Source organism: Nonlabens sp. (assembly GCF_051251825.1).
Lineage (GTDB): Bacteria > Bacteroidota > Bacteroidia > Flavobacteriales > Flavobacteriaceae > Nonlabens.
In genome coordinates this window covers 26,451-52,152 of sequence record NZ_JBPOGG010000009.1, presented here as the reverse complement: position 1 = coordinate 52,152, position 25,702 = coordinate 26,451, and the positions used below count along the sequence as shown (strand labels likewise).

Genomic DNA, 25,702 nt, shown 5'->3' with positions numbered 1-25,702 from the left:
AAAGAACAAAGACAAAACCAACACAACCTCTCCATTAATTAAAAACACAATTACCCAAGGCTCACAGATTCAACGATTTGATTCTGGAGCCTTTTTTTGTTTACAAAAGATCCTTTAAAAACAACTTCCTCAATTCCGTTATCTTTAAAGTCTAGAAAAACAGCAACAATGACTTTAACAGCTTATAGAATTCTATTGAAAAGTAAAAAGACCGCTTTACTCCTATTTTTATTATTATTCTGTGGCATGTATATTCATGCTCAAGAAATTCATGTGGCTCCTACGGGAAATGATGGGAACGAAGGAACGCTAAGCAAACCAGTGGCGACTATAGAACAAGCTGCCAAGTTAGTGAACGACCTTAAAAGGAGTTCACAAACTCGCGATACGGTGCGTGTATTGCTGCATAAAGGAACTTATCGTTTAAAAACTGGAGTTATTTTAAATAAGAAAAACTCAGGAACGGCAATATCTCCTATTGTCTATCAAAATTATCAAAATGATAAGGTGATTATCTCTGGTGCTATAGAACTCACTAATTATGACCAACTATCACCACAGCATGAATTGTTTCAGCAAGATCCTGTAATAGGTGATAAAATCATCAAGTTTGATTTAACAAAAACCGATATAACAGAATTTAAAGAGATTCAATTATCTGGTTTTAGAGGTGAAGAAGAACTTATTCCGTTTACGTTACAAGAACTCTTCTTTAATGGCAAGTCCATGCAACTTTCTAGATGGCCTAATAATTCCTTTACTGAGTTTAGCGATGTGGTTAAAAAGTCCATCAATAATGAAGAAAGAATAGGAATCGTTTATAAAAATGACCACATTTCACGCTGGACAAATGAGCCTAACATCTTATTACACGGTTACTGGAAATACCTCTGGGCAGACGCTTATGAAAGTGTTGAATCTATAGATCCTATAAATAAAACCATATGGCTCAAGCCACCATACAATCATTACAATTTCAGTAAAAACATGCCTTTTGCGGCTTATAATGTCATCTCAGAAATTGATGAGCCTGGAGAATGGGCTTATGATTATATAAGTAAGAACATCTATTTCTATCCGCTAGAAAATGTAATAGATGCTTCCTTAGAATTATCTGTTTGTAAAACGCCTTTACTTAGCATTCAAAATGCTTCTTACATTACATTTAAAGGAATTCAATTCCAACATACCGCTGGACATGGAATAGCGCTTGAAAACTGTCATCAGGTTCAAATTATAAATAGTACTATTAAAGGTTGCGCCGGCGATGGAATTCTTATGAATGGCGGTAGTCATAATTTAATTTCCTCTTGCACGATTGAAGATATGGGACGTGGCGGCATAAGAGTTTCGGGCGGTGATCGAGTTACGCTTGAAAAAGCGCATTTTGTAATTGAAAATTGTCATATTCATCATCTAGCACGTATCGATCATACTTATACGCCTGGAATATGGGTAGATGGCGTAGGAACTGAAATTAGAAATTGTAAAATCCATGATGTTGCCAGTAGCGCCATGCGTATCAATGGTAACGATCACCTTATAGAATATAATGAGATGTACAACGTAGTCACCGAGTCTGATGATCAAGGAGCTATAGATATGTGGGGTGATCCTACGTATAGAGGTAATATATTCAGGTACAATTACATTCATGATATAGGACCTTACAATCAAGATAAAATTGATTCAAAACACGGTAGAGCTGGAATAAGATTTGATGACGCCATTTCTGGAAATCAGGTCTATTCAAATGTTTTTAAAAATGCCTCTCACGGAACCTTTGGAGCAATTCAAATCCACGGTGGTAAAGACAATGACATATATAATAACTTATTCAGAGAATGTGAGATAGGAATCTCTTTTACTCCATGGACTTATGATAAATGGATGTATTACAATAAGAAAACGCTAGAGTTCTTTGAGCAAAACAAATCACTTTATATTTCTCAATATCCGAATCTTCAGAGAATGAATGATGATATGAACAAGAATACAATTGAGAATAATATTTTTATAAGATCAAAAAAAGTCACGAAGAATAAACCACGAGAAGTAATTTTTGAAGACAACATTAAAATTAGAAGAAGGATTAGAAAAATGAAAGTGGCTAGAATAGCATCTTCTCCAAATGAAATAGGCAAAGTGCGCAGGAACATAGCATTTGAACCTATTCCATTTGAACAAATAGGTTTGATAGAAAAATAATATTCAAAAAGAAACCCGACTTGCATTACACAAATCGGGATTCCCAACTAACCAACCAAAATGACTTTCCCCAAAGTCAATTACCGAAGCTCATGCACAACGATAATTATTTCTGTACTCGGTGATTATTACTTACTTACTCAATACCTGTGTTTATAGTGTTTAAAACTGTTCTCGACCTGCCTTTGCCGGCAGGCAGGCTGCGCTCGAACTGACATACGTTTACAAGCTCTCCACTTCTTTAATCACTACTGGTCCTAGCTCGTAACGTGCTTCTAGCAACTCTTTTTTAAGTTCCATAGCTGCAGTTTCTTGATTGTTTTGTTTCAATACTTGAGCTAAATGTAATTGAGCTACTGGCTCAAAAGTTTTATTCTGTACATTATCCTTATGAACTTCTAGAGCTTTCTCTGGCATGTTATTTATTAAGTAAGAATAGCCTAATAGGTCATAAGTCTCTGGTGTTGCTCTGTTTTCTACCTCTTGCATGGCAAGTTCTAATCCTGCTTGTTGCTGTGCCTTATCTCCAGATAACATCGTTTCTATACGATACGTGTTATACATACCACCAAAACTTGAATTTTCAGTATCTGTTAAGAATTCACTACGCAGTTGATTTGCTTTCTCTTCTTTTCCTTGATGTTCATAAACATCTGCTAGTGAGAGTTTATAGTCTGGGATAGAATGCCTTCTTTGTAATGTGTTTAATATTTGAGCAGCAAGTTCTGGATCGTCATCATTTGAGAAAGCGATCCAAGAAATTCCTTTTAAGGCATAATCATTATGAGGATCTAACTCGAGTGTTTTTAAATAAAACTTGTAAGACAAGTCTAAATCTCCGTGATGTCCATAATAGTCGGCAATATTTGAATAGCTCCATAACATTAAGCTTTCAGAACCGCTTTCTTCAGCAAGTTCCATGGCTTGTTCCATGAGTCTAATAGTATCATCGAGGTTTCCTTTATAATCATTCCATTTTGCAGCTCTAATTAGGTAATTGTAATCTCTTAGATTCTTGATACCATTTAATAGCTGCTCTGCGTTTTCATAATCACCTAGTTCCATGGCAATGTCAAACTTGATCAATTGATCTTCTTTCTCGTTTGCAGGAACCTCATTCATTAAGCTGTGAGCTTCTTTAAATCGGTGTTGCTTAATATATAGTTGAGCTAGTGCGCGTCGAGCACTTTCTGGTTTTATGAATGTTTTGCGGAGCACGTTTTCGCGCAAGCTAACTGCATGTGCTAATTTTTCAATTTCTCCAGTAAGGTCATAAAGTTGGTTTTCAATACCAGCTAATCGTGACATTTGTACGATACGATTAGAGTCTGCTTTTACATCGTTTTCTAGGGCGATGGCTTGTTCTTTTAATGTAGCGACCTCATCATCTCTATTTTGATCTAGATAAGTCTGGAAGTCGTTGATGTCTGTAATTACTGCTTGGTTTTGTTCTGGTGCCGTAGCGCAAGAAACGAGAAGCAATAAAGAGAAAATGGTGAATAGATATTTCATGGTTGTGAAGGTTTAAATTAAAATATAACTAGGCTTAAGGTTAAGCCTAGTTATAAGTTAAATGATTCTTAGAACTGCGCTGCAGTTAAGTAAGGGAACGTATTTGTAGAAGTTCCCGCTTCTTGTGATACATTATCAGACACAAGGTTAGTAGGACTTGTAAAACGATCTCCATTCATTCCACCGAAAAGTAGAATCAACGATACATCAATTACGTCATCTTCAATAGTACGACCAGTTAATGGTACACCAGTTGCAGGGTTGAAGTAAGAAGTAGGCGCATCTGGAGCGACTTGTAATACATCAAGTGCAAGAGCAGTTGTTAATGTAGGTAAGTCTAATCCTAGGATATTGTTCTCATAAGTAAGCGTAGTTCCTGCAGTTACACTGTAAGCTGCATAATAAGCTTCTATACGACTCTGGAACGTAGGTTGAAACATTGCGATTCCATTTGCTGGAATAGTAACGTTGAACATGTTCTCGTCTGCAGCCGTAGGAGTAAACACAGTGTTTATTCCTGGACGACCCATTTGATCTTGCTGGATGAATGTTCCGCTAAAATCTGTCGTTGCTGGGTTTCCAGTCACGTCATCATCATTACCACAACTTACAGTTAATGTAGCTACTGCAGTAAATGCTAGTATATATTTAAATATTTTCATTGTTTTAATTTTTTGTGTGTTAGTTATTATCTTCTTTTAGTTTCTACCCATACGTTATAAGCGACAGGTAATCCAGGTCCATTAGGAGCTAGTAATTGATCTACAATGTGAGTAGGTGCTGTTCCTAGCATAGAGTTAGGTACTTCGATTACAATAGCATTTACATTTAATGGTGCAAATGTGTTGTTACCAGTAGTTCCAAAACCTTCAGCAGGTGCTGTACCGATTACAGTGTTGAACGCTTCAAAATCAAAGAAAAACGCATCTTGTCTTAAACCTGCAAAGTAATTCACGCCACCTACAGTTGCTGTAGAACCTATGTCCACACTAGCTGCTAGCTCGTTAGTATCAATTGTGCTGTTTAAACCAGTTGCTGATGGTGCATAAGGACCGAAGAAATACATCTTATCTCCTTGTCTTAACGCCTGGATCACTAAATCTTCAGTTACTCCAGTTGTTCCTGCATCAACTCCTGTGTTGTCGATGTTAATCTCGATAAGAACATTCTCATCAAATTGTGCTGCAGCGGTTGCAGCAGGTAATGTTACTACAAACGTAGTAGAGTTTGCATTCTCACCTTCAAAGGCGTAGAAATCTGCGATGTCTGCTGTGGTATTAGCTACAGCTGGTGCATCAAGGTGATCTGCTGCGATAAACGCTCCTACACATATTGCAAGTGCAAGGCTAGACCAAAGGGCAATTTTTTTCATGTTAATTGGGTTTTATAAATTGTTATATGTCTAATCTACGCAGCAATACCTCGTACGGTTTTACTAAACATGTTAAACCCATCTTAATAGATGTTAAGCCTTTGTTTTATATATCATAAAAAAGCGACCTGAAATAAATCAAGTCGCTTATAATCAAGTAATTAACATTTTATAATAATGTTAATTTTATAATGAAATTATTGTTGTAAAAATTTAATTTTATTTAAAATTATCATGAATCACACCTGTTTTAAGAAAATTACGATTATCGATAAATACGTCATTTATAGAAATTTAAACTAGCTATACTACTTCTCCAGCCAGTTTTTAAATTCTTTTACTCGTTCCCTACTTACTATAAGGTCAAATTCTTTAAAACTATCAATTTTCACCTTGAGCCTGGAGTTAGTATACGATATCATGTCATCAATGGCATTTACATTAATGATAGCTTGTCTAGAAATACGGAAGAATTGCTCTGGATCCAGTTCTTTTTCAATGGCTTCTAGCTTTTCATCTATTAAGTAATTGCGTCCGTTCTCTAGATTGAGGTAGCTTCCTTTATTCTCAGAGTAAAAAAGTTGCACTTCGTCCGTGTTGAATAATTTGAGGTGTTCGCCTACTTTGGCCGTGTATCTTTTCTTGTAAACACGATCCACGGGATTGCCTAGCATTTTTGCAATCTGGTTAAAGTCTATGAGTTGGTTGTTATTGCTTTCGCGAAAGCGTGCTTGAAAACGTTCTACTGCTGCCTTTAATTCATCCTCATCAATAGGTTTTAACAGGTAATCTATACTGTTGAGCTTAAAAGCCTGAAGTGCATACTCGTCATAAGCAGTCGTGAAAATGATGGCGATATCCACTTTTACTTGATCAAATATTTCAAACGAAAGGCCATCGCTCAACTGTATATCGAGAAATATCAAGTCTGGTGCTGGATTATTCAATAAGTATTCTACAGATTCTTGTACAGAATGCAGCATGACCTCAGCTGTGATATCGAGCTCTTGCAGCATGCGATTCAGTCGCCTTGCAGATGGTTTTTCGTCTTCTATAATGATGGCTTTCATGCTATTCTTCTTTATCTAAGTATTCTTTAATCTTGCGTTCTTTCCACTTTTTACTCGTAAAAGGATTCCATTTAAAAACGAGCATCCACTGAATGAATATTCCCATTCCCCAAGGTAATACAAAGAAATTTATAAAATAATTCACGCTGAAGTCTATGTACAGCACCACAGCTAGAAAAATCAAGTTCATCACAACAAAGATGATCAAGTGATTATACACTCCTTTGATATACTTGACTCGCGTTTTGGCTTTTTCTAATTCGTTACTCATTCTAGCGGTTTTCTTGTTCTTCTAGAAACTCCTTGAGTTTGCGCTGTTCCCAATCTTTTCCAGTAAAAGGATTCCATTTAAAAACGACTAGCGCATGAATAAATAACCCTATTCCCCAACCTAGCACTGAAAAAGTGATAAAGAATTTAAGATTCCCATCAAAGTATAATACCGCTGCTAGGATTAATGCATGAATGACTATAAAAACCATTAAATGATTGTAGAATCCTTTGAGATCATTTACTCGTTTTTTGGCTTTTTGTAAAGCTTCTTGTTGATTAACATTCTGTTCCATGACTATTTATTTAGACGTTCTTTTTCCATCAATTCTTGAATCTTGCGTTCTTCCCAGTTCTTACCCGTAAACGGATTTGCACTAAATGTTCCCAGTGCATGACCTAATAGACCGATTCCCCAACCACCTAACGGGAATAAAAACCAAACAAATTCCCATTCATTCTGGTAATAGTTCAAAGAGGCTAGTCCTATATTTACTACTATATAGATCATTAAATGATTGTAAAAAGATCGTATTTCTTCTACACGAGCTTTGGCTCTTGAGTAGCGTTCTTGATATGTTTCTCCAGTTTTCATATTAAAAGTCTTTGTTATTCATAAGTTCTTCAATTTTGCGATCTTCCCAGCCTTTACCTAGAAATAGATTGTTTTCATAAGTACGTAGATACTGAAAAAATAAGCCTATGCTCATACCTACAGCAGGAAATATCACCCAAGGAAAATCTGATGTGAAGTAGTTGATCGCTGCAAGAAATAATATGATTCCTATGGTTTTAACCACATCATCATAAAATTCTTTAATAGTTTTTACACGTTCTTTGGCTTTGATTAATTTGATGTCTTCTACGGTGGTCATATCGTCTGTATTTGAGGTGATTGTTTCTGGTGAGTTTGAGAGAATAGGAATTTGCACTTTAAAATGAGTTTCATTTTCTGCAATGCTCATTTTGCGATCTGTGAGCAATTGATACCTCGAGGCTATGTTTTGTAGTCCTACTCCACTACCGCTATTTGCCACTGGCTTTTTTTGCAAATTGTTTTCTATGATGAGTTGATTATTATCTTCATAAATACGCAGTTTGAGTGGTTTACTATCGCTTACTACATTGTGCTTTACAGCGTTTTCAAGAAGTAACTGTAATGATAGTGGTACTACTTGTGCGTCTGGAATATTGCTTTTTTCAGGTATGTCTATTTGAATACTGTCTTCAAATCTCGTTTTAAGCAATCCTACATAAGTACGTGCAAATGCAAGTTCTTCATCAACAGGAACTAGTTCTTTATTGCGCTGTTCTAATACGTAACGATATACTTTAGAAAGTGATGTAGTAAACTTAGTCGCCGACTTAGGATTCTCTTCAATCAGTGAAACCAGAACATTCAAACTATTAAATAAAAAATGCGGATCCAGCTGATTCTTCAACGCATCAAATTGAGCTGTGGCACTACGAGCGATAACTTTTTGCTCGTTTACTTTTCTCTTTTGTAATTCTCTATAGAAATAAAAAGCATGAAAAAGAATAGACATAATCATCGTGAACGTAAAACCAAATAGATACCAATCCAGGTTTTGCTGTTCAAAAAACTCAGCCACTGGCTGACCGAAATACAACACACGAATCACAAATAACAAACTAAACAACGTTGCCATTGTGAGGATTACCGCTCCTATCGCTCCTACAATAATTCTTTTAATACCATGATCAGTCCACGTATAATGCTTTCCTAAATAATCAAAAAAGCTTGTATTAATAGCAGTTATAAAAACACTAAAAATAAAATTGATTACAAACTGCTCCAATTGGTCATCCCAAGATTTGAATTGAAATTCACTCATCACAAAATCAATGGCACAAATGAACAATGCGATTAATGTTGATACCCAAATTAGTTTAATAAATTTTTTAAGAAGCATGTGGTTTTCTTTACGTGTCCTTAAAAGTAATTTTTTCCTTTAAGAACACCACAAAAATGGGATATACTTCTACTTTTTAGAAATTAGAATAACTGAATTGTATAAAATGGGTACTGAGTTGTAAAAAAATTGATATGTAGTAATTACCTTTAGATTCTATTCAAATTTATTTCATGCCCATTTTTCATTTATTTAAAAAAAAGCAACCAGAACCAGCATCTACAGAGCACTGGGATGAATTGCTTCTAGAATACGTTCCTTATTTTAAAAAATTAGAGCCACGTGAACGGCTATTTTTTAAATTACGCATGCAGGCATTTCTAGATGAAATCGAAGTAGAAACTATAGACATGGAACCAACTGAACTGGACGCGCTACTCATTGCGGCAAGTGCGATTATTCCAGTCTTTCAATTTCCAGACTGGCATTATACTAATTTGAAAATTGTGATTTTGCTGCCTGAACATTTTAATGAAGACCTAGAATTTGAAGGTCACGGAAATGGCAGGCGCATTTTTGGTATGGTAGGAACAGGAAAGTGGAATCATAAAATGATCCTTTCTAAAGAAGCACTGTACCACGGTTTTAAAAATGATACTGATAAACTCAATACGGCTATTCACGAATTTGTTCATCTCATTGATAAAATGGACGGCACCATCGATGGAATTCCGAATGTTTTATTACATCAAGCAAATGTGATTCCATGGATCAACCTCATGCATAAAGAAATGGAACGCATCAATAAAGACAAGTCAGACATAAGAAACTATGGTGGCACGAGTCAAATCGAGTTCTTTGCCGTCGCTGCAGAGTATTTTTTCTCCAGACCCAAACTCATGAAACGCAAACATCCTGATATCTATCAAATGCTCTCCAAATGTTTCACGCCGGGAAGTTTATAGTTTGAATGTTTAATTGTTCAAAGTTTAAAGTTAAAGGTGCAAAGTTTAAGTTTAAGAACAAAGTGTTAAGTGCCAAGTGCTAAAAGCTAAGTGCTAAAAACTCACAAACTCAAAAACTCAAAGACTCAAAGACTCAAAACCTAACACTTTTAATAAACACCTAACATTATTCTCAAATCACTGGCTTAACTTGCATTCAAAATAAACACCATGCGTTACCTTTTATTTATACTGACTCTACTCTTATCATTTACTGCTCAAGCAGACGATTGGGGAAAAACGGGACATCGTGCTACAGGTGCTATTGCAGAGCAATACTTGAATCGCAAAGCACGTAAAGCCATTGCAAATTTGCTAGATGGAGAATCGCTAGCACTAGTTTCTACATTTGCAGACGATATTAAAAGCGACAAGCAATACAGAGCTTATGGACCGCAACATTATGTGAACATTCCGTTTGATAAAACTTATGACACACATCCTAAAAGTGACAAAGGCGATATCATTCAAGGAATCGATCATGCCATTGCTACCTTAAAATCAGAGACGGCAACTAAAGAAGAAAAGGCTTTTCAATTGCGCATGCTTGTTCATTTTATAGGAGATTTACACCAGCCGTTACACACAGGACTCGCCGAAGATAAAGGTGGCAACGATTTTCAAGTACGCTGGTTTAAAGATGGAACTAACTTACATCGCGTTTGGGATTCTCAAATGATTGATAGCCACGGCATGTCTTACTCAGAGCTGGCTATGAACATGCCACAACTCAGTAAAAAAGAACGCAAAGCCATGGCAAGTGGTACACATCGCGACTGGCTAGAAGATAGTCGTGACGTAGTAAAGGATATTTATGCAAACACTGCAATCGGCGATAAGCTAGGCTATCGTTACATGTATGATTATTTTGATGTCCTTAAAGGTCAGCTTCAAAAAGGTGGTGTGCGACTCGCAGCGCTACTTAATGAGGTGCTAGGTTAGGTTTTTAAATACGCTTTCGCGAAAGCGTATTTACTAATGGACTCATAGCAATCACAAGCTATCAATCAACATAAAACATTCTTGCTTTTTAATACTTCTTCTCAAAAAAATTGATTTTTTCAAAGTCTTGTCTTTTTAAAATAGAGTCTCAAAATATTTAAAACTATGAAAACTAAAACAGTAGAATTAGTAGCAAGTCCTAGAGCACCGCATTTTGTAGGTGATGGATTTAGAGTTCACAATTTTATTCCGAGTGGTTTTAGAATGGACATGCAACGCATGGATCCTTTTATCATGCTCGATTATAATTCAACTTATAAATTTCCACCATCAGAAAAACCTAAAGGTGTAGGCGTTCATCCACATCGCGGTTTTGAAACTGTAACTATTGCATATAAAGGTAAAGTTGCTCACCACGACAGTAGTGGCGGCGGCGGAATTATAAATGAAGGTGATGTGCAATGGATGACTGCTGCCAGCGGTGTACTTCACAAAGAATATCATGAAAAAGAATGGAGCAAAACTGGCGGCGATTTTCAAATGGTTCAACTATGGGTGAATTTGCCTGCAAAGGATAAAATGAGCGCACCTAAATATCAAGCTATTAAAAACAGTGAAATTCAACGTTACGCATTAGAAAACAATTCGGGTTTTATCGAGGTGATTGCTGGAGATTACAATGGAATAAAAGGAGCTGCTTCTACATTCACTCCTATTCATATGCTCAATGCTCAATTGAATAAAGGTGGAACTGCTGCATTTAATTTCCCAAGTGATTATAACACAGTCGTCCTAGTACTAGAAGGTAATATAGTGATCAATGATAATGATGAGGCACCTACTGATCACTTAGCTTTAATGGCAAATGATGGAGAGGCTTTTCAAATCAAAGCGATAGATGATGCTCTCGTTCTCGTATTGAGTGGAGCACCTATTAATGAACCTATCGCAGCACATGGTCCGTTTGTGATGAACACACATCAAGAATTACAAGAAGCGTTTGATGACTTCAACAATGGTAAGTTTGGTTATTTAGAAGATTAATAGTAATCTCTTAAGTGATACTTAAATCTATAAAAGTTATTGCCGGTATGTTTTAGGGTTTACTAAAACATACCGGTTTTTATTTAAAAGTGAATTACTGCAATTTTATTTATCACTAATTTCGTAGCAAATTAATATCGTAATGAAAACAGCTCTTAAAAGTTCATTATCAATGAACTGGTTGAATATATTATTCTTCTCATTAATTCTGGCAATCACTGGTTGTTCTGATGATCCCGACACGACGCCAGTTGATGAAACTCCAGTAGGAACAACTGCAGATTTTAATAACGACGGGAAAGTAAATATTCTAGTATTAGGGACGAGCAAGTCCATTAATAACGCTACAGGTGGTTTTGCTGCAGATGGTGTTGCAACTCAATTGGATAATATCTTATCTCAAGACCCAGGAAATGAATTAGACATAAACGTTTCATTTCAAGATATTTACAAAGAAAAAATGGTGACTTATGGTCTAGGTCAGAACGGAGCAACTTACTCAGATAATTTCTACGCTCATTCCTTAATGCAATATTATTACTGGCCTGAAGGGCAAACTGCACGTCACGATAATCTTGCAGGAGAAGGAACTCATAACTGGGATTATGTCATCATCGCGGCAGATCCTTACTTGATTGCAAACCTTCCAGGATATTATGCTCTAGGAGTTCATAAAATTGCACAAAAAGTAACTGATGGTGGAGCAAAACCTCTACTCTTAATGCAATGGCCTAAAGATGATGTAAGCACTGAAACTATCACCCATTTTGCAGAATTCACACACCGCGCTGCAGATGGTGCACCAGTTGCTATGGAAACCATTCCAGCAGCAAGAGCATGGCAAGGACTAGATCCAGCACAAAGAGATACAGATAATTTACATCCATCTCCTAATGGTGCTTACCTAACAGCTGCTACCATTTATGCGCACATAAGAAATGTAAACGCAACAACATCTAACTATCAGTACGATGATGAAATCGCAACAGTCGCTTATACTGTTGCTATTAATGAAGTAGATGTAGTTTCTTATATAGGCGAGCGCACATTTATAGATCCTTTTAAAAGTTGCGATATTACAGATAGCGTGCTCAATTATAATCATACAGGTTCAAGTTCTGAAAACGGAATTTTGAACGGATTGCAATGGATAGTTGGGCAATCTAATCGCACATTAGTTAACAATGGAACGCCACCTATTAATTTTAACTACGGTAGGTCTAACACTAATTTTGAACCCAACAAACGCTACAATATTAATCCTGCTGCATTTGATTATTCTTTTGGATTTCCTATGCAGGATAATGGGAACCATGGCGATGTTTCTATGCTGTATGGTTTAGATAAACGCATTAATGAATCTAATAATGGTACAGATTTAGGAACGGCACTTTATATGATGAGAAATTCAGAAATTCCTCATGCTCGTGCGGTACCTATCCGTACACTTTACGCACAGCTTAAAGAAGCAATTCCTTCACAATCTGCTTATAGAGACGCCTGGCACATGCATAGAGATCTTGATAAAGCAAGTGCGGCATTTATGTACACGATATTAACTGGTGAATGCGTCTTAGGAACTGAGCCTACAGATCAAAGTACTGATGCGTGGAAAACATGGATGGCTCATAAAATAGGTTATGAAACAGCTTATACTGTTATGTATTTGAAAGGGATAGCTCCTAGTTGTAACTAGTTTTAATAATAATCTAACGATTTTAATGAATTGAAAGTAGCTCGTAAACCGTTGTCTTGGATCATGTGCCCAGATTGTAAAGGTCGTGGTAAGAAAAGCCAGCGCATACGCAAGAAAGCACGATTGAGCTATCAACGAGCTGTGGAACAATTTGAAAAATCAAATGGCAAATCTGCAATACCTGTAAAACCAAAAGGTCATCTTTCAAACTGTAAAGATTGTGATGGAACTGGATTAATAGAATCTACAAGCATTCCTCAGGCAGATGATGTGAACTATCCGCATGTTGCGATTATCGGCGGTGGTATAGGTGGCGTGGCACTTGCAGTAGCCTGCTTGCATCGTCATGTACCTTTTACACTTTATGAACGTGATGAAAGTTTTGACGCTCGTTCACAAGGATATGGATTGACTTTACAACAAGCGAGCAAAGCAATTCAAGGATTAGGCATTCCAAAACTAGAAAAAGGTGTTGTTTCTACACGACATGTGGTTCACAATACTGCTGGAGCAATTATAGGAGAATGGGGAATGCGTAAATGGTTAGAAAATCAAAAGAACACAACTCCAAAAAGAACAAACATTCACATAGCTAGACAATCCTTACGGCAAGCATTGCTGGATCAGTTAGGCGATCATCCCAATATAAAATGGGGACACCGACTTATCGACTATCAGGAGACTGATAAGTCTGAAGTTGAACTTAAATTCCAAGTTAAAGACGAAATAATAAAACATAAAGCAAACCTCATAGTCGGCGCTGACGGAATACGCAGCACAGTTAGAAATTTGATTCTCGGTGATGAAAAAACACCTTTACGATATTTAGATTGTATTGTTATTTTAGGAATTTGCCCTTTACATCAGCTGGAAGATTTAGAGAGCGATTTATTAGATTCGGCTACGGTGTTTCAAACGGCAAATGGTCATGAACGTATTTATATGATGCCTTATGATACCGATTCCATCATGTGGCAACTCAGTTTCCCTATGACCGAAGCTGATGCCAAAGAACTGAGTTCTCGAGGATCACAAGCTTTGAAAGAAGAAGCAAGTCGTAGAACGCAATGGCATGATCCTATTCCAAAAATAATCACAGCAACCACAGCCGATTTAATTTCTGGTTATCCAGTGTATGATCGCGAATTATTAAATCCTGAATTATTAAAAAATAGTAAGCTCGTCACATTATTAGGTGACGCGGCACATCCCATGAGTCCATTCAAAGGACAAGGAGCAAATCAAGCTTTACTTGATGCTTTATCACTAGCTCGCAGCATTTCCCACGGTTGCCGTCCACAATCTGATTGGAGAACAAACGGAATAAGAGCAAGTGTGCTTGACGAGTTTGAAGAAGAAATGACACAACGTAGCTCGATAAAAGTAAAAGACTCGGCTGCCGCTGCACAATTTCTACATACTGATGTGGTTCTATATGAAGGTGATGAACCTAGAGGACGAGTTTTGAAGAGGAAGCAGTAGTTAAGTACTATCTTTAAATAATAAAACAATCCATGAAAATCGAATCATTCCATAACGACCTCAATTACAACGATGACAGAATCGTGACCAAAGTATTATTAGAAACCTCTTTTTCTAAAGAGATCAGAATTTTATTAAAACAAGGTCAACTCATGAAAGAGCATAAAGCACCTTTCCCTATTATCGTGCATATTCTGGAAGGTAAGATCGACTTTGGTGTAGAAGGAGGCATTCATTCTTTAAAAAAAGGTGATATTATTACTCTAGATGCACTTGTACCGCATGATTTAAAAGCACTTGAAGATAGTGTGGTACGCCTAACCTTGTCAAAACTGGATCAAGCTGATCGTGTAGAGCAAGTAATAAAGGAGTAGTTGATAGTGACATATTATTAATCACTGTTGAGATAATTACAATTTAGGAAACATTGAAAAGCTTTATTTCAAATCATGACTGCCAAAGAATTTAAAGAAACTCTAAAAATAATAGGCCAAGATTATCCGGGAGAAATTCCTAAAAGAGAACTGTTTTCTCTAGCTAAAGAGTATCAACAAATGCCGGTAGCTGAAGTGGTAAATTTGTTACAAGATAATAATGATAATCATAGGTTAGGTGCTGTGTCTATTTTAGATTGGAAAGCACGTGATAAAAAAACTTCATTAAAAGAACGTGAAGACTCTTACAAAGCTTACATTAATAATCATAAGTGGATTGATAACTGGGGTTTAGTAGATCGTAGTGCACCATACGTGGTAGGAGGATATTTATACGATAAAGACAGATCTCCATTATATGAAATGACAAAGTCCCTTAACCCTATGGAACGTAGATCTGCTATCGTGAGCACTTATTATTTTATTCGAAAAAACGAAACCGAAGACACATTTAAAATCGCTGAAATACTGATTAATGATTTAGACCTACACGTTCAAAAAGCGGTGGGAAGTTGGATTAGAGAAGCTGGGAAGCGAAATAAAGATGCTTTGAAATATTTCCTTAACAAATACGCTACGCAAATGCCTAGAATTACGCTGCGATATGCCATTGAAAAATTTGATAAAGAGACAAGAGAATATTACTTGAAGTTAAAATAATCAGCAGAACATCTATCGAGACATATTTAAAATGAAGTTATAGAACCAGCTTTTCACCAAATACATCAAGCATTATCACTTACCTTTACAGCTTTCTATTACGGTATATTCCACAGTACAGTTCCTATGACATTACATGTCCAAATTACCACCAAAGCATAAATTTATTGATCTTTCAGATTATGGAAGACCAATTGCTAGAGTTATTGCAAACTCATTAAAAAACACAGCCTTCACGCCTATTCATGTAACGATTGGTTTTATCATCTCAGGTCTCATTGCCGTTTACTGCATTCTACAAGAACATTTCTGGTGGGCAGCATTCTTTCTCATTTTAAAATCCATACTCGATGCAGCAGATGGTGAACTCGCTCGAATTAAGGAAAAGCCATCCTACACAGGGCGATTCCTAGATTCTGTGGCAGACATAATTTTAAACGCAATTATATTCTTATCCATCTGGTACATTACTGATACTTCTATATGGATTTGCATTGCGGCGTTTTTAGGATTGCAATTGCAAGGCACACTTTACAATTACTATTACGTGATTTTGCGCAATAAATTTGATGGCGATAAGACCAGTCGGGTTTTTGAAACTAAAACACCGGTGGCTTTACCTGGTGAAAAACAACAGCATGTAGATGTTCTTTATGGTATGTATAAATTCCTCTATGGTTTATTTGACAAGATTATTTATGCGCTAGACACTAATGCCGGTACGGGAAAAATATTCCCTAAATGGTTGATGACCAGCATTTCTACTTTTGGATTAGGGTTTCAACTGCTTATCATCGCAGTTCTTTTAGTTTTAGGTTTAAAAGCGGTTATTTTGTCGTTCTTTTTAGGATACACAATGATGGTTTTTGTGTTTATAGGGATACGGAAAGTGTTTTACTAATTAAAAGCCTTCCCTGTAATACGCACATCTTCCAGCTTGATTTCACTCAGTAATTCAAGATCACCAGCCATGTAAAACACATCCATCTGTGATAGTTCTGGATCCTGGACGGTCTCTTTGTAATTATTATAATCTTGGACAGTGACACCTTTAATGGTTCTTCTGTTAACGCTTTCGCGGAAGCGGTATCCACAATCTTCCTCACAATATGAATAAGCGAGATAGTCCACAAGAAAATTCTCCTGATTGATCCAGTAAATGAACTCGTCCTCGTGATCCTCGCCGCCACCATCGGGATCAAAAGTTACTTTTATTTTATAATATTCCTGATTTTTTATAGATCGTTCTCCTATGAGTTCTTTATAAACAGCATTTCCGTCCAGACTGTAAGGCAGTTGCGCAAAATATATCACACTATTCACACTGCTCGCATAGCGATTCAAAAGTGAATCTGGAACTTGTTGTTGTACTTGATTTATAAAACGTTCTTTTTTATCATTAGCAAGGATATCTGTGGTTGTTGTGGTGTCTGTAACTCGAGTTCTGGAATATTCAAAATTTCCATTTTCACGTACCGCTTGATAAGCAACATTCCTGAAATTAAATTCCATAGTAGAATTCTCCAACAAATCTGCACCGTGAGCTTTTATCGATTTATTGATGATATCCTCTGCACTGATTTGTGCAGGAATATTACAAGAATGTAGGACAATCGTAATAGCGCACAGAAAAATGTATTGTAAATGCTTCATTTCACAAATATATAACGATGTACTATCATCATTAAATTATATTTGCCAATGTTATATGAAATTTAAGAAAAACATAGAGATTAAGAATCGTAAAGCGCGATTTGAATACGAGATACTGGACACGTATATGGCCGGTATAGTTCTAGGCGGAACAGAAATAAAAGCCATACGTCTAGGAAAGGCCAGTATAGCCGAAGGTTTTTGCGAATTCAAAAACGGTGAGTTATGGGTCATTAACATGACCGTTCAAGAATACTCGCATGCGACGTACTTCAATCACCAACCTAAACAGTCACGCAAGCTCTTGTTGAACCGCAAAGAACTTAAAAAACTCGAAAAAGACGTCATCGCTGGTGGAAATACCATCATACCTCTTAAGTTATTTGTAAACGATAAAGGTCTTGCTAAGCTCGACATCGCTCTTGCCAAAGGAAAAAAACTTCACGATAAACGAGACGCTATTAAAGATCGTGATAATAAGAAACGCCTGGATCAAATTAAAAAGGCTTATAAATAAGGTTTTCTATCGTTTAGAATACCGAAACCTTTTCCCAACCACATACGACTTGCTCAGTGCAACGCCTAAAGGGTGAGGTTTCTATTGTATAGAATACAAAAGTTGTCGTTTCCGCACCCTTTAGGGTTGGGGAATGGAAACTAAAAATTCAAATCTATAATTGAATCAATTGTGTTTTTTGAAAAGAAAACCAATTGACATCCAGCAATATCAAGCCATCAAAAAGTTTCGTTAAACCGAGTTACGAAAACGTTATAGAAGTAGTACTTTTGCAGCCAAATTAAACCCACAAAAACCCATTCAATGAGTAGCTTAGATACTTATGAAAAAGAGCTCGCCTTTCAGACAGACAGGCGTCGCGCAGCAGTTGCATTTATTAAAGCCGTAAGCGATTTATGGTATGATAAGTCTATAGAACTGGTGCTTTTTAGAAATCAGCTGATTGATCGTAACGTGAGCGAGATCATCAACCTACACGAGTATGCTGGTGAATTTGTTCAGAAACCTATTTCGGTTTTTGATAGTGTAGAAATTGCTCAAGCAATTCTACAACTAGACATGCCACCTGCAAAACTCGACATAGGTAAACTTACTTATGAGTATCACTTAGAAGATAATGAATATCAAAATGTGATGGCATTTGTAGCCGGCAAATTAGGTGATGCTAAGCAAGCCAAAGATGTAAAGCCTAAAGATGTAGTGTTGTACGGTTTTGGTAGAATAGGCCGTTTGCTCGCTCGTGAGTTAATGACCAAAGCTGGAAAAGGAAGCCAGTTAAGATTACGTGCCATTGTAACACGTGGTAAAATAGATGCTACCGTACTAGAAAAACGTGCATCTCTCCTAGCTCAAGATTCTGTTCATGGAGATTTCTCTGGAACCGTGAGTTATGATCTAGAAAGCGAATCGTTAATCATCAACGGTACGACCGTAAAAATGATTACCGCAAACGCTCCAGAGGATATCGATTATACCGCACATGGAATAAACGATGCTCTAATTATAGATAATACCGGAGCTTTTAGAGATGATGTAGCGCTGGCTCGTCACTTAAAAGCAAAAGGTGCTCATAAAGTATTACTGACTGCGCCAGGAAAAGGAATTCCTAATATCGTTCATGGTGTGAACCAGTTAGAAAATGATCCTGATAAGGTGGATATTTTCTCTGCAGCGAGTTGTACTACAAACGCTATTACGCCGGTTTTAAAGGCTGTTGAAGATACCTTTGGTGTTATAAAAGGTCACTTAGAGACGATCCATGCTTATACAAACGATCAAAACCTTGTGGATAACATGCACAGCAAGTACCGTCGTGGTCGTGCTGCAGCGTTAAACATGGTAATTACAGAGACTGGTGCTGGAAAAGCGGTGAGTAAAGCGTTACCATCATTTGAAGGTAAATTAACATCAAACGCGATACGTGTTCCGGTTCCTAATGGTTCGCTTGCGATTCTTAATCTAGAACTAGAAACCACTACTAGTAAAGACGGAATCAATCAAATCATGAAAAAATATGCCCTAGAAGGTGATCTTGTAGAGCAAATTAAATATTCCATTGATAACGAACTCGTTTCTAGCGATATCGTTGGGTCAAACGCTCCATCGATTTATGATTCAAACGCAACAATAGTAAGTCCTGACGGTAAAAACGTGGTGCTTTACGTGTGGTATGATAATGAATATGGATACAGTCATCAAGTGATAAGACTGGCTAAGCATATCGCAAAAGTAAGACGTTTCACGTACTACTAGATTTTTTTAAATCCAACTTATAGAAAAGCCATTTCGATTGAAATGGCTTTTTTTATGGTTGGAATTTGAGTGATTACGCTTTCGCGAAAGCGTGATTAAACTATTTCTTCAAGATTTGAGCTGCTTGAGTATAACCACCATGATCTCCGTCAAGGAAATGGACGTGATAATCATCGATAGCAGTTACATAGCAAGATAGAACGCTAGTGGTGCTGGTAAAGTAGCCGTAACGCAACAATCCCTTGTTTTTCATTTCATCCAGTTCTGCAAGTAGTAGTTCTCTTTGCTTAATTGTTCCTGAGATTACGGTATTTATAGTACCATCGAGCATTAAAGACTCTGTTAACTCCGGTAATTCTTTTAAATAATTACGTCCTTTATCATTATTTTTCAAGTAGAACCTCGCCATGGCAGATCTGGCAATACTACCTAGAATCTCTTTCCATTTTAATTTAGAAAATTTCATCAACACTTCGTTCTTGATTTGACTCAAACTATTGATCATCTTGAGTTTTTCTAGACTTATAGGATGTCTCTTTTTTACGTCGCCATAAATAGCTTCCATTCTTGATAGAACAGCGCTATAAACTTCACTTTGCAAATCTGTGCGCTGTGCAATAATTATTAATGTTAGGATCTCATTATCATCAATAGGTGGCGCAATCTTATCCCATTTACATTCCATTCCCTTGAGATTAAGGTTATAAGGAATTGCGGCTAGCTCTATTTTGCGATTCATGGCCTTAACGACATCTTCTGCCATTTGTAAAGCATCTCCTAGAACTACAGGAATGGTGTGCAGTTCATTGATTTTGACTTTGGCGAGTTTTAACGTAGCGCCTTTTTCATACATCTCACCTACTTTACAAGAATCTACTCTCAGGAAAAAATTAAAATTAGTTTTACAATTTTCTTGATGTAAAATAAGTGCGTGCAAACATTCATGCAGAATCTCATCTGGCACGAGAATAGTTGCTCCATCACCACCAAAAAAAAACGGAATCATTATTTCCTTTTCTCGAGCTATATTTAAACAAGCCACTATACTACCAGTAGCGGCAAGATTAACTAGCTGATGATTTCCAGCAGCAACGGCAGCTGTGGAATTCTCAACATCTGTAACGATGATGTTCCAATTTTCTGGAACATTTTTAAAAATGGATTGATCTTCAATGACGTCTTGAATAGAGGCGCGTTGAATGTGTAAATTTTTATAAAAATGAGCGGTTGACATGTTCAAACTTAAGATTAATATGATAACGAGAATCACATATTAGTAAAATGTTAAGTTATTTGAAATAGAAAAATTAATAAGTGGAAAAATCGTACTTTCATTTATTCAAAAATAAACTGATGAAACATATTTGCTTTCTTTTATTATTTCTTGGTACGATGTCGTTTGCTCAAAATGAAGAAATTATCAAGGTAAACGTTGATGGTTATAAGTATCGCATGGGTGATAATTATTTACAAAACTCAGAACTGAACGATATTCTTGTTTTAAATGAAACCGCACATCGCCTTTTTTATGATGCTCGACAGTATCGAGGAATCTCTCAAGTCATGGGATTTGCCGGTGGTTTTTTAATAGGTTATCAATTAGGTAATTTAATTACAGGAAAGGAATTTAATGTACTTCAAGGCTCCATAGGTGCTGGTCTTATAGGGATTGCAATTCCCATAAACATAGCACAAAATAAAAAAATCGATAGAGCTGTAGATATTTATAACGACGGCTTATCTGAATCCAGCACTGTGCCTATGGAACTGTCGTTAACGACCAGTGGTACTGGTTTAGGGTTCTCAATCACTTTTTAAAACCTTGATAACTCCTGAATTAATTAACTATTTCTTGTTCTTAGACTTGATATAACAGCCGTATTTTTGCAGCAAATCCCCTATCATGAAAAAGTTAATCGCTTTTATCAGTATTGTTGTTTTCGGTCTCGCTTTCGCGAAAGCGCAAGTAGTCATCAACGAACTAGATGCAGACACACCTAGTACTAATGATAGACAGTTTGTGGAGCTCAAGTCTACTACTCCATTCTTCTCTCTAAATGGATATGTACTTGTATTTTTTAACGGTTCTACAAGTTCTTCAACAGGAATGGGACGTAGTTATTACACCGTGGATCTCGATGGACTTACCACAGATGATAATGGACTCGTAGTTTTAGGAAGTTCGCTGGTTTCACCAGTTCCAGATCGCTATCTAGCAGAAAGCAACATCCAATTAGGTGCAGATGCTGTGGCAATTTATGCAGGAAATGACACAGACTGGCCAGACAAGACATTTGCAAATAGCGTTAATTTAATTGATGCACTCATCTATGATACTGATGATGCTGATAACATGACATTGATGAATCTATTAGGAATCAATGTTCAAATTAATGAAAACGAAAACGGTAACAAAACCACTGAGTCCATACAGCGCAAAACAGACGGAACTTATGAAGTAAAAGCTCCTACTCCACACTCTTTAAATGATGCGACTACTCCTACTTACACAGGAATAGATTTTACTGTGGCTCCATTACCTATTAATGAAGGTGGAAACTTTGACATTACATTTACTTTATCTGAGGCACAAACGAGCGATTTTGTATTAAACTATACGATTGATCTTGGAACCTTTGTCAGTACAGATTACACGGGACCATCTCAGGTAACTTTTACTACAGGACAAACAAGTGTAGTTGCCAGTTACAATGTCATAGATGATACGGTTGATGAAGGTGATGAAGAGTTGCGCGTGAATTTAGATAACAATGTTCCCGTAGGTTTTAAAAGATTAAAAGATAATGAACGTCATCTAGTGGTAGATAATGATTTTCAGGTTGCAACTTATGGAACTCCACTTGCTCCTACTTATGGAATGGTTTCAAGTACTGCTCCGGCAAACTATTATGATTCTTTAAATGGTCTTGCAAGTCCGCAACTGGAAGCGGCAATCACTGCTATCATTGCTGAGGAATTTGTAGTACGTATTCATACCTATGATGATGTAGTTCAAATCATGAAAGAGTCTGATGAATCGCCGTTAAACTCAAACCAAGTATGGTTGTTATACTCAGAAGAACAACGTTCTAAGGCAGAATACCAAACTGGAAGTAGCAGTGTAGGAAAATGGAATCGTGAACATATATATCCACGTTCTAGAGGTGGATTTTCTGAAATAGAGTATGATGAAACTATTGATGGAATGGCAGTATGGACAGAGACTAATGCAGACAGTTTAAGACATGGACAAAGCGATGCTCACCACTTAAGAGCTGCTGATGGAGGAACAAATAGTTCTAGAGGAAACAAAGATTACCCAGAATATAATGGACCTAGCGGTTCTCAAGGTTCCTGGCATGGTGATGTGGCACGCGCTGTGTTTTATATGACCTTACGTTACAATAATATAGATGTGGTAAACGGAAATCCTGGTAATTCCACCGTAGGTCAATTAGGAGATCTTGCCACACTACTACAATGGCATAGAAATGATCCACCAGACGATTTTGAAATGAATCGTAATAATGTGATTTATACTTGGCAAATTAATCGTAATCCATTCATAGATCGACCAGATCTTGTGGAATACATTTGGGGAAATCAGGTTGGGATGAATTATACATTGTCCAATGATCGTGAAGAATTAGCTGCTGTAAAACTGTTTCCTAATCCTAGCAAGAATAGTTTTCATATTTCAGGTATAGAGCAACAAGCTCAAATGACTATTTATGACCAACTAGGAAGAAAAACACTGCAAAGAGATTTAAATCACAATACCACCATTAATCATAACTTACCGCAAGGAATGTATATTATAATGGTGCAAACAGATAACGCTTCACAGAGTTTGAAGTTGATTGTAGAATAAAGAATATCCCATTGAAAAAAGCAGACATTTTAAATGAGGCTCGTCTAGCTTTGTGTAGTATCATGACTGGTAGGTTGCAATCTATCTTCTTATTTGCTTTGATACTTTTTATAATTCCTATAGTTCTATTTACAACAGCTTCAGAAATTGATTATAAAATTATACTAGGCAGTCTGGTTTCTTTTGGCTTTGGATTATGGCTTATACGGTCTAAGTTGAGAGATTATAAAGAAGAGTATCGTCGAGAAGCTATACGTGAAGAACAACGTGAAAAAGGTTTGAGAGAATAAATTTTATAATCAAACGAATCCTACGAAATTAAAAAAGCCTGTTTAGAGTTATCTAAACAGGCTTTTTCTATACTTATAATGTGTGAACGTGAATTACCACTTACGACCTTTAAAGCCACCACCACTATTTCTATCACTTCCACTTGAAGAAGAGTTTCCACCACCGCGACGACTGCTTCTATTACCGCTACTGCTATCAGAATCACTACGTCTTCCTCTATGGCTGCTACCACCAGAATCGCGTCTTCCTTTATATCCACCACCAGAACCAGAATCATTACCACTACGACGACCTTTAAAACCACCGCCGCCACCATCGCGTCTACCACCACTGCGGCCACCACGTTCACGAGCTGGTTCTTTTACTTCACCTTTATGCTCATTAACTCTCAAGTCATGACCATTACGTTGTTTACCGTCTAGAGTAAGAAGCTGTGAAGCAACATCTTCAGCAACATCCATATAAGAATGTCCTTTATCCATAACGATACGACCTACCTGAGTACCAGATATTCCAGTAACATCACAAACGTAGCCTAGCAACGCTCCTTTATTAATATCATCTTTAAGACCAAGATTGATGAAGTAGGTTTTCATTCCTTCCTCAGTTCCACGGCTGTTACGACGACCTCTTTCACGTTGTGGTCTATCATCTCTATCACGTCCTTTAGAACGGTCATTAAGATCAGATATAGAGTTACGTTTATAGATAGAGTTGTATTCTTTAGTCAACAACTTAGCTAGTAATTCCTCTTTAGTAACCTCAGCAAAGCTCTCTTGAACTGCCTCTAGGATACTAGGATCAATTTTTTCATTTACTTCTTGCTTGATCATATTTTCAGACCAGCGAGAAATACGTTTTTGAGTAATCGCTTCTAGGGCAGGAACTTCTCCTTGAGTAAACTCAATTCCTAGTTTGCTTGCCATGTACTTTAACTTGCGGCTATCACCACGAGTAACTAGTGCAATAGAAACTCCTTTTTTACCTGCACGAGCTGTACGACCTGAACGGTGCGCATAGAATTCAGGATCATCAGGAAGTGCAAAGTGAATTACGTGAGTAATATCATCTACATCTATACCACGAGCAGCAACATCTGTAGCAATAAGAAGTTTCAAGTTCTTATTACGGAAACGTTTCATAGCCGCATCACGTTGTGCTTGTGACATGTCACCATGTAAAGCCTCAGTAGCATAACCGTTGTTGTTCAACTGGTCAGCTACGTTTTGTGTATCACGCTTCGTACGACAAAAAACTACACCAAACATATCTTGATCATAATCTAAGAAACGACGCAATGCCTCGATCTTGTCCGATGCTTTTAACTGTATGGATTGGTGAGAAATGTTTGTATTTACGATATCTTCTCTATTGATACGCACCTCTTCAGGTTGTACCATATATGTATCTACTATGCGCTTGATTTCACGAGCCATAGTAGCAGAGAATAACCAGATTTGTCTTCCAGTATCACTCTTTGAGAGAATAAAATCGATGTCTTCTTTGAAACCCATGTTAAGCATCTCATCTGCCTCATCAAGTATCATATACTTTAACGAGTCGAGTTTTACTTCACGACGTTTCATTAAATCCATTAATCGACCAGGCGTAGCGACAATAATTTGTGCACCACGACGTATGTCTCTAATTTGATTCATAATATTTGCTCCTCCAAAAACTGGAACAACATTCACTTTACCTAGGTGTTTAGACATTTTATCCATTTGCCCACAAATTTGTTGAGCAAGTTCCCGAGTAGGCGCCAGAATAAGGGCTTGTACTTCACGTGAATTAACATCTATAAGATCCAATAAGGGTAAACCGAAAGCAGCAGTTTTTCCCGTACCAGTTTGAGCAAGACCAATAAAATCTCCATCGTGCTTTAATAAAAGGGGAATAGACTGTTGCTGAATCTCTGTTGGGTTTTCAAAACCCATGTCAGCGAGGCCGTCTAATAACGGCTGTGAGAGTCCTAAGACTTCAAAATTTTTCAAATAACTTCTTTTAAATATTTTGCAAAAATACAATTTATTAATTCCTCTTGCTAATT

At 36.9% G+C, this 25,702-nt stretch carries 25 protein-coding genes; 14 read left to right on the top strand and 11 right to left on the bottom strand.

The annotated features are described in order from the left end of the window. Window positions 1-168: 168 nt before the first annotated feature. The gene (locus ACSHWW_RS11135) at window positions 169-2,208 is read left to right on the top strand and encodes a right-handed parallel beta-helix repeat-containing protein (RefSeq protein WP_435682535.1); all 2,040 of its coding nucleotides are present in this window, start codon (window positions 169-171) and stop codon (window positions 2,206-2,208) included. Between the two features lie 222 nt (window positions 2,209-2,430). Here ACSHWW_RS11135 and ACSHWW_RS11130 read toward each other — a convergent pair whose 3' ends face one another. The 8 genes from ACSHWW_RS11130 to ACSHWW_RS11095 form a co-directional block, all read right to left on the bottom strand. Next, complete coding sequence (locus ACSHWW_RS11130; protein WP_435682534.1) at window positions 2,431-3,720, bottom strand: tetratricopeptide repeat protein; 1,290 nt, start codon at window positions 3,718-3,720, stop codon at window positions 2,431-2,433. A gap of 68 nt (window positions 3,721-3,788) precedes the next feature. Beyond that, the gene (locus tag ACSHWW_RS11125) at window positions 3,789-4,382 is read right to left on the bottom strand and encodes a DUF4331 family protein (RefSeq protein WP_435682533.1); all 594 of its coding nucleotides are present in this window, start codon (window positions 4,380-4,382) and stop codon (window positions 3,789-3,791) included. Between the two features lie 26 nt (window positions 4,383-4,408). Further along, window positions 4,409-5,092 carry a DUF4331 family protein gene (locus ACSHWW_RS11120; RefSeq protein ID WP_435682532.1) on the bottom strand — a complete coding sequence of 228 codons (684 nt, stop codon included), beginning with the start codon at window positions 5,090-5,092 and terminating at the stop codon, window positions 4,409-4,411. Between the two features lie 308 nt (window positions 5,093-5,400). After that, on the bottom strand, window positions 5,401-6,162 hold the full coding sequence (locus tag ACSHWW_RS11115; protein WP_435682531.1) for a LytR/AlgR family response regulator transcription factor: 762 nt from the start codon (window positions 6,160-6,162) through the stop codon (window positions 5,401-5,403). A gap of 1 nt (window position 6,163) precedes the next feature. Next, on the bottom strand, window positions 6,164-6,433 hold the full coding sequence (locus ACSHWW_RS11110; protein WP_435682530.1) for a 2TM domain-containing protein: 270 nt from the start codon (window positions 6,431-6,433) through the stop codon (window positions 6,164-6,166). Window position 6,434: 1 nt separating this feature from the next. After that, window positions 6,435-6,728: a 2TM domain-containing protein gene (locus ACSHWW_RS11105; protein WP_435682529.1), complete on the bottom strand. Its 294-nt coding sequence runs from the start codon at window positions 6,726-6,728 to the stop codon at window positions 6,435-6,437. A gap of 2 nt (window positions 6,729-6,730) precedes the next feature. After that, window positions 6,731-7,027, bottom strand: coding sequence for a 2TM domain-containing protein (locus tag ACSHWW_RS11100; protein ID WP_435682528.1), 297 nt, complete (start codon window positions 7,025-7,027; stop codon window positions 6,731-6,733). Window position 7,028: 1 nt separating this feature from the next. Beyond that, window positions 7,029-8,366: a histidine kinase gene (locus ACSHWW_RS11095; RefSeq protein WP_435682527.1), complete on the bottom strand. Its 1,338-nt coding sequence runs from the start codon at window positions 8,364-8,366 to the stop codon at window positions 7,029-7,031. A 173-nt stretch (window positions 8,367-8,539) separates the two neighbouring features. Here ACSHWW_RS11095 and ACSHWW_RS11090 point away from each other — a divergent pair, with 173 nt between their 5' ends. The 8 genes from ACSHWW_RS11090 (at window position 8,540) to ACSHWW_RS11055 (ending at window position 16,469) form a co-directional block, all read left to right on the top strand. Further along, window positions 8,540-9,271: a zinc-dependent peptidase gene (locus ACSHWW_RS11090; protein WP_435682526.1), complete on the top strand. Its 732-nt coding sequence runs from the start codon at window positions 8,540-8,542 to the stop codon at window positions 9,269-9,271. 210 nt (window positions 9,272-9,481) lie between these two features. Beyond that, window positions 9,482-10,252, top strand: coding sequence for a S1/P1 nuclease (locus ACSHWW_RS11085; RefSeq protein ID WP_435682525.1), 771 nt, complete (start codon window positions 9,482-9,484; stop codon window positions 10,250-10,252). A gap of 165 nt (window positions 10,253-10,417) precedes the next feature. Continuing rightward, on the top strand, window positions 10,418-11,296 hold the full coding sequence (locus tag ACSHWW_RS11080) for a pirin family protein (protein WP_435682524.1): 879 nt from the start codon (window positions 10,418-10,420) through the stop codon (window positions 11,294-11,296). A 142-nt stretch (window positions 11,297-11,438) separates the two neighbouring features. Further along, complete coding sequence (locus ACSHWW_RS11075; protein WP_435682523.1) at window positions 11,439-12,992, top strand: hypothetical protein; 1,554 nt, start codon at window positions 11,439-11,441, stop codon at window positions 12,990-12,992. A gap of 63 nt (window positions 12,993-13,055) precedes the next feature. Continuing rightward, window positions 13,056-14,474, top strand: a complete 1,419-nt coding sequence (locus tag ACSHWW_RS11070; RefSeq protein ID WP_435682580.1) for an FAD-dependent oxidoreductase — start codon at window positions 13,056-13,058, stop codon at window positions 14,472-14,474. Between the two features lie 32 nt (window positions 14,475-14,506). Next, window positions 14,507-14,848, top strand: a complete 342-nt coding sequence (locus tag ACSHWW_RS11065) for a cupin domain-containing protein (protein ID WP_435682522.1) — start codon at window positions 14,507-14,509, stop codon at window positions 14,846-14,848. 75 nt (window positions 14,849-14,923) lie between these two features. Next, window positions 14,924-15,568 (top strand): DNA alkylation repair protein, encoded by a 645-nt coding sequence (locus ACSHWW_RS11060; RefSeq protein ID WP_435682521.1) that lies wholly within the window; start codon window positions 14,924-14,926, stop codon window positions 15,566-15,568. 136 nt (window positions 15,569-15,704) lie between these two features. Beyond that, on the top strand, window positions 15,705-16,469 hold the full coding sequence (locus tag ACSHWW_RS11055) for a CDP-alcohol phosphatidyltransferase family protein (protein WP_435682520.1): 765 nt from the start codon (window positions 15,705-15,707) through the stop codon (window positions 16,467-16,469). On the opposite strand, the gene ACSHWW_RS11050 is transcribed toward ACSHWW_RS11055, so the two are convergent. Beyond that, window positions 16,466-17,221, bottom strand: coding sequence for a DUF6503 family protein (locus tag ACSHWW_RS11050; protein ID WP_435682519.1), 756 nt, complete (start codon window positions 17,219-17,221; stop codon window positions 16,466-16,468). The two genes, ACSHWW_RS11055 and ACSHWW_RS11050, sit on opposite strands and share 4 nt — an antisense overlap. 55 nt (window positions 17,222-17,276) lie before the next feature. Between ACSHWW_RS11050 and smpB the strand changes: the two genes are divergently transcribed. After that, complete coding sequence (gene smpB, locus ACSHWW_RS11045; protein WP_435682518.1) at window positions 17,277-17,738, top strand: SsrA-binding protein SmpB; 462 nt, start codon at window positions 17,277-17,279, stop codon at window positions 17,736-17,738. A gap of 303 nt (window positions 17,739-18,041) precedes the next feature. Continuing rightward, window positions 18,042-19,490 carry a glyceraldehyde-3-phosphate dehydrogenase gene (locus ACSHWW_RS11040; protein ID WP_435682517.1) on the top strand — a complete coding sequence of 483 codons (1,449 nt, stop codon included), beginning with the start codon at window positions 18,042-18,044 and terminating at the stop codon, window positions 19,488-19,490. A gap of 100 nt (window positions 19,491-19,590) precedes the next feature. On the opposite strand, the gene ACSHWW_RS11035 is transcribed toward ACSHWW_RS11040, so the two are convergent. Next, window positions 19,591-20,724 carry a DUF3095 family protein gene (locus ACSHWW_RS11035; protein WP_435682516.1) on the bottom strand — a complete coding sequence of 378 codons (1,134 nt, stop codon included), beginning with the start codon at window positions 20,722-20,724 and terminating at the stop codon, window positions 19,591-19,593. Between the two features lie 119 nt (window positions 20,725-20,843). On the opposite strand from ACSHWW_RS11035, the gene ACSHWW_RS11030 reads away from it, so the two are divergent. The 3 genes from ACSHWW_RS11030 to ACSHWW_RS11020 all read left to right on the top strand — a co-directional run bounded on the left by ACSHWW_RS11030 (window position 20,844) and on the right by ACSHWW_RS11020 (window position 23,651). Beyond that, the gene (locus ACSHWW_RS11030; protein WP_435682515.1) at window positions 20,844-21,308 is read left to right on the top strand and encodes a hypothetical protein; all 465 of its coding nucleotides are present in this window, start codon (window positions 20,844-20,846) and stop codon (window positions 21,306-21,308) included. Window positions 21,309-21,393: 85 nt separating this feature from the next. Beyond that, on the top strand, window positions 21,394-23,361 hold the full coding sequence (locus ACSHWW_RS11025; RefSeq protein WP_435682514.1) for an endonuclease: 1,968 nt from the start codon (window positions 21,394-21,396) through the stop codon (window positions 23,359-23,361). A gap of 11 nt (window positions 23,362-23,372) precedes the next feature. Further along, window positions 23,373-23,651 (top strand): hypothetical protein, encoded by a 279-nt coding sequence (locus ACSHWW_RS11020; protein WP_435682513.1) that lies wholly within the window; start codon window positions 23,373-23,375, stop codon window positions 23,649-23,651. A gap of 93 nt (window positions 23,652-23,744) precedes the next feature. Here ACSHWW_RS11020 and ACSHWW_RS11015 read toward each other — a convergent pair whose 3' ends face one another. Beyond that, window positions 23,745-25,646, bottom strand: coding sequence for a DEAD/DEAH box helicase (locus ACSHWW_RS11015; protein WP_435682512.1), 1,902 nt, complete (start codon window positions 25,644-25,646; stop codon window positions 23,745-23,747). Window positions 25,647-25,702: the final 56 nt, after the last annotated feature.

Coding starts and splice junctions, on each gene's coding strand:
- ACSHWW_RS11060 (WP_435682521.1), top strand. CDS start 14,924: ATGACTGCCAAAGAATTTAAAGAAACTCTAAAAATAATAGGCCAAGAT.
- ACSHWW_RS11090 (WP_435682526.1), top strand. CDS start 8,540: ATGCCCATTTTTCATTTATTTAAAAAAAAGCAACCAGAACCAGCATCT.
- ACSHWW_RS11070 (WP_435682580.1), top strand. CDS start 13,056: ATGTGCCCAGATTGTAAAGGTCGTGGTAAGAAAAGCCAGCGCATACGC.
- ACSHWW_RS11035 (WP_435682516.1), bottom strand. CDS start 20,724: ATGTCAACCGCTCATTTTTATAAAAATTTACACATTCAACGCGCCTCT.
- ACSHWW_RS11125 (WP_435682533.1), bottom strand. CDS start 4,382: ATGAAAATATTTAAATATATACTAGCATTTACTGCAGTAGCTACATTA.
- ACSHWW_RS11115 (WP_435682531.1), bottom strand. CDS start 6,162: ATGAAAGCCATCATTATAGAAGACGAAAAACCATCTGCAAGGCGACTG.
- ACSHWW_RS11080 (WP_435682524.1), top strand. CDS start 10,418: ATGAAAACTAAAACAGTAGAATTAGTAGCAAGTCCTAGAGCACCGCAT.
- smpB (WP_435682518.1), top strand. CDS start 17,277: ATGAAATTTAAGAAAAACATAGAGATTAAGAATCGTAAAGCGCGATTT.
- ACSHWW_RS11110 (WP_435682530.1), bottom strand. CDS start 6,433: ATGAGTAACGAATTAGAAAAAGCCAAAACGCGAGTCAAGTATATCAAA.
- ACSHWW_RS11025 (WP_435682514.1), top strand. CDS start 21,394: ATGAAAAAGTTAATCGCTTTTATCAGTATTGTTGTTTTCGGTCTCGCT.
- ACSHWW_RS11065 (WP_435682522.1), top strand. CDS start 14,507: ATGAAAATCGAATCATTCCATAACGACCTCAATTACAACGATGACAGA.
- ACSHWW_RS11075 (WP_435682523.1), top strand. CDS start 11,439: ATGAAAACAGCTCTTAAAAGTTCATTATCAATGAACTGGTTGAATATA.
- ACSHWW_RS11130 (WP_435682534.1), bottom strand. CDS start 3,720: ATGAAATATCTATTCACCATTTTCTCTTTATTGCTTCTCGTTTCTTGC.
- ACSHWW_RS11100 (WP_435682528.1), bottom strand. CDS start 7,027: ATGAAAACTGGAGAAACATATCAAGAACGCTACTCAAGAGCCAAAGCT.
- ACSHWW_RS11105 (WP_435682529.1), bottom strand. CDS start 6,728: ATGGAACAGAATGTTAATCAACAAGAAGCTTTACAAAAAGCCAAAAAA.
- ACSHWW_RS11040 (WP_435682517.1), top strand. CDS start 18,042: ATGAGTAGCTTAGATACTTATGAAAAAGAGCTCGCCTTTCAGACAGAC.
- ACSHWW_RS11055 (WP_435682520.1), top strand. CDS start 15,705: ATGTCCAAATTACCACCAAAGCATAAATTTATTGATCTTTCAGATTAT.
- ACSHWW_RS11120 (WP_435682532.1), bottom strand. CDS start 5,092: ATGAAAAAAATTGCCCTTTGGTCTAGCCTTGCACTTGCAATATGTGTA.
- ACSHWW_RS11135 (WP_435682535.1), top strand. CDS start 169: ATGACTTTAACAGCTTATAGAATTCTATTGAAAAGTAAAAAGACCGCT.
- ACSHWW_RS11095 (WP_435682527.1), bottom strand. CDS start 8,366: ATGCTTCTTAAAAAATTTATTAAACTAATTTGGGTATCAACATTAATC.
- ACSHWW_RS11030 (WP_435682515.1), top strand. CDS start 20,844: ATGAAACATATTTGCTTTCTTTTATTATTTCTTGGTACGATGTCGTTT.
- ACSHWW_RS11085 (WP_435682525.1), top strand. CDS start 9,482: ATGCGTTACCTTTTATTTATACTGACTCTACTCTTATCATTTACTGCT.
- ACSHWW_RS11050 (WP_435682519.1), bottom strand. CDS start 17,221: ATGAAGCATTTACAATACATTTTTCTGTGCGCTATTACGATTGTCCTA.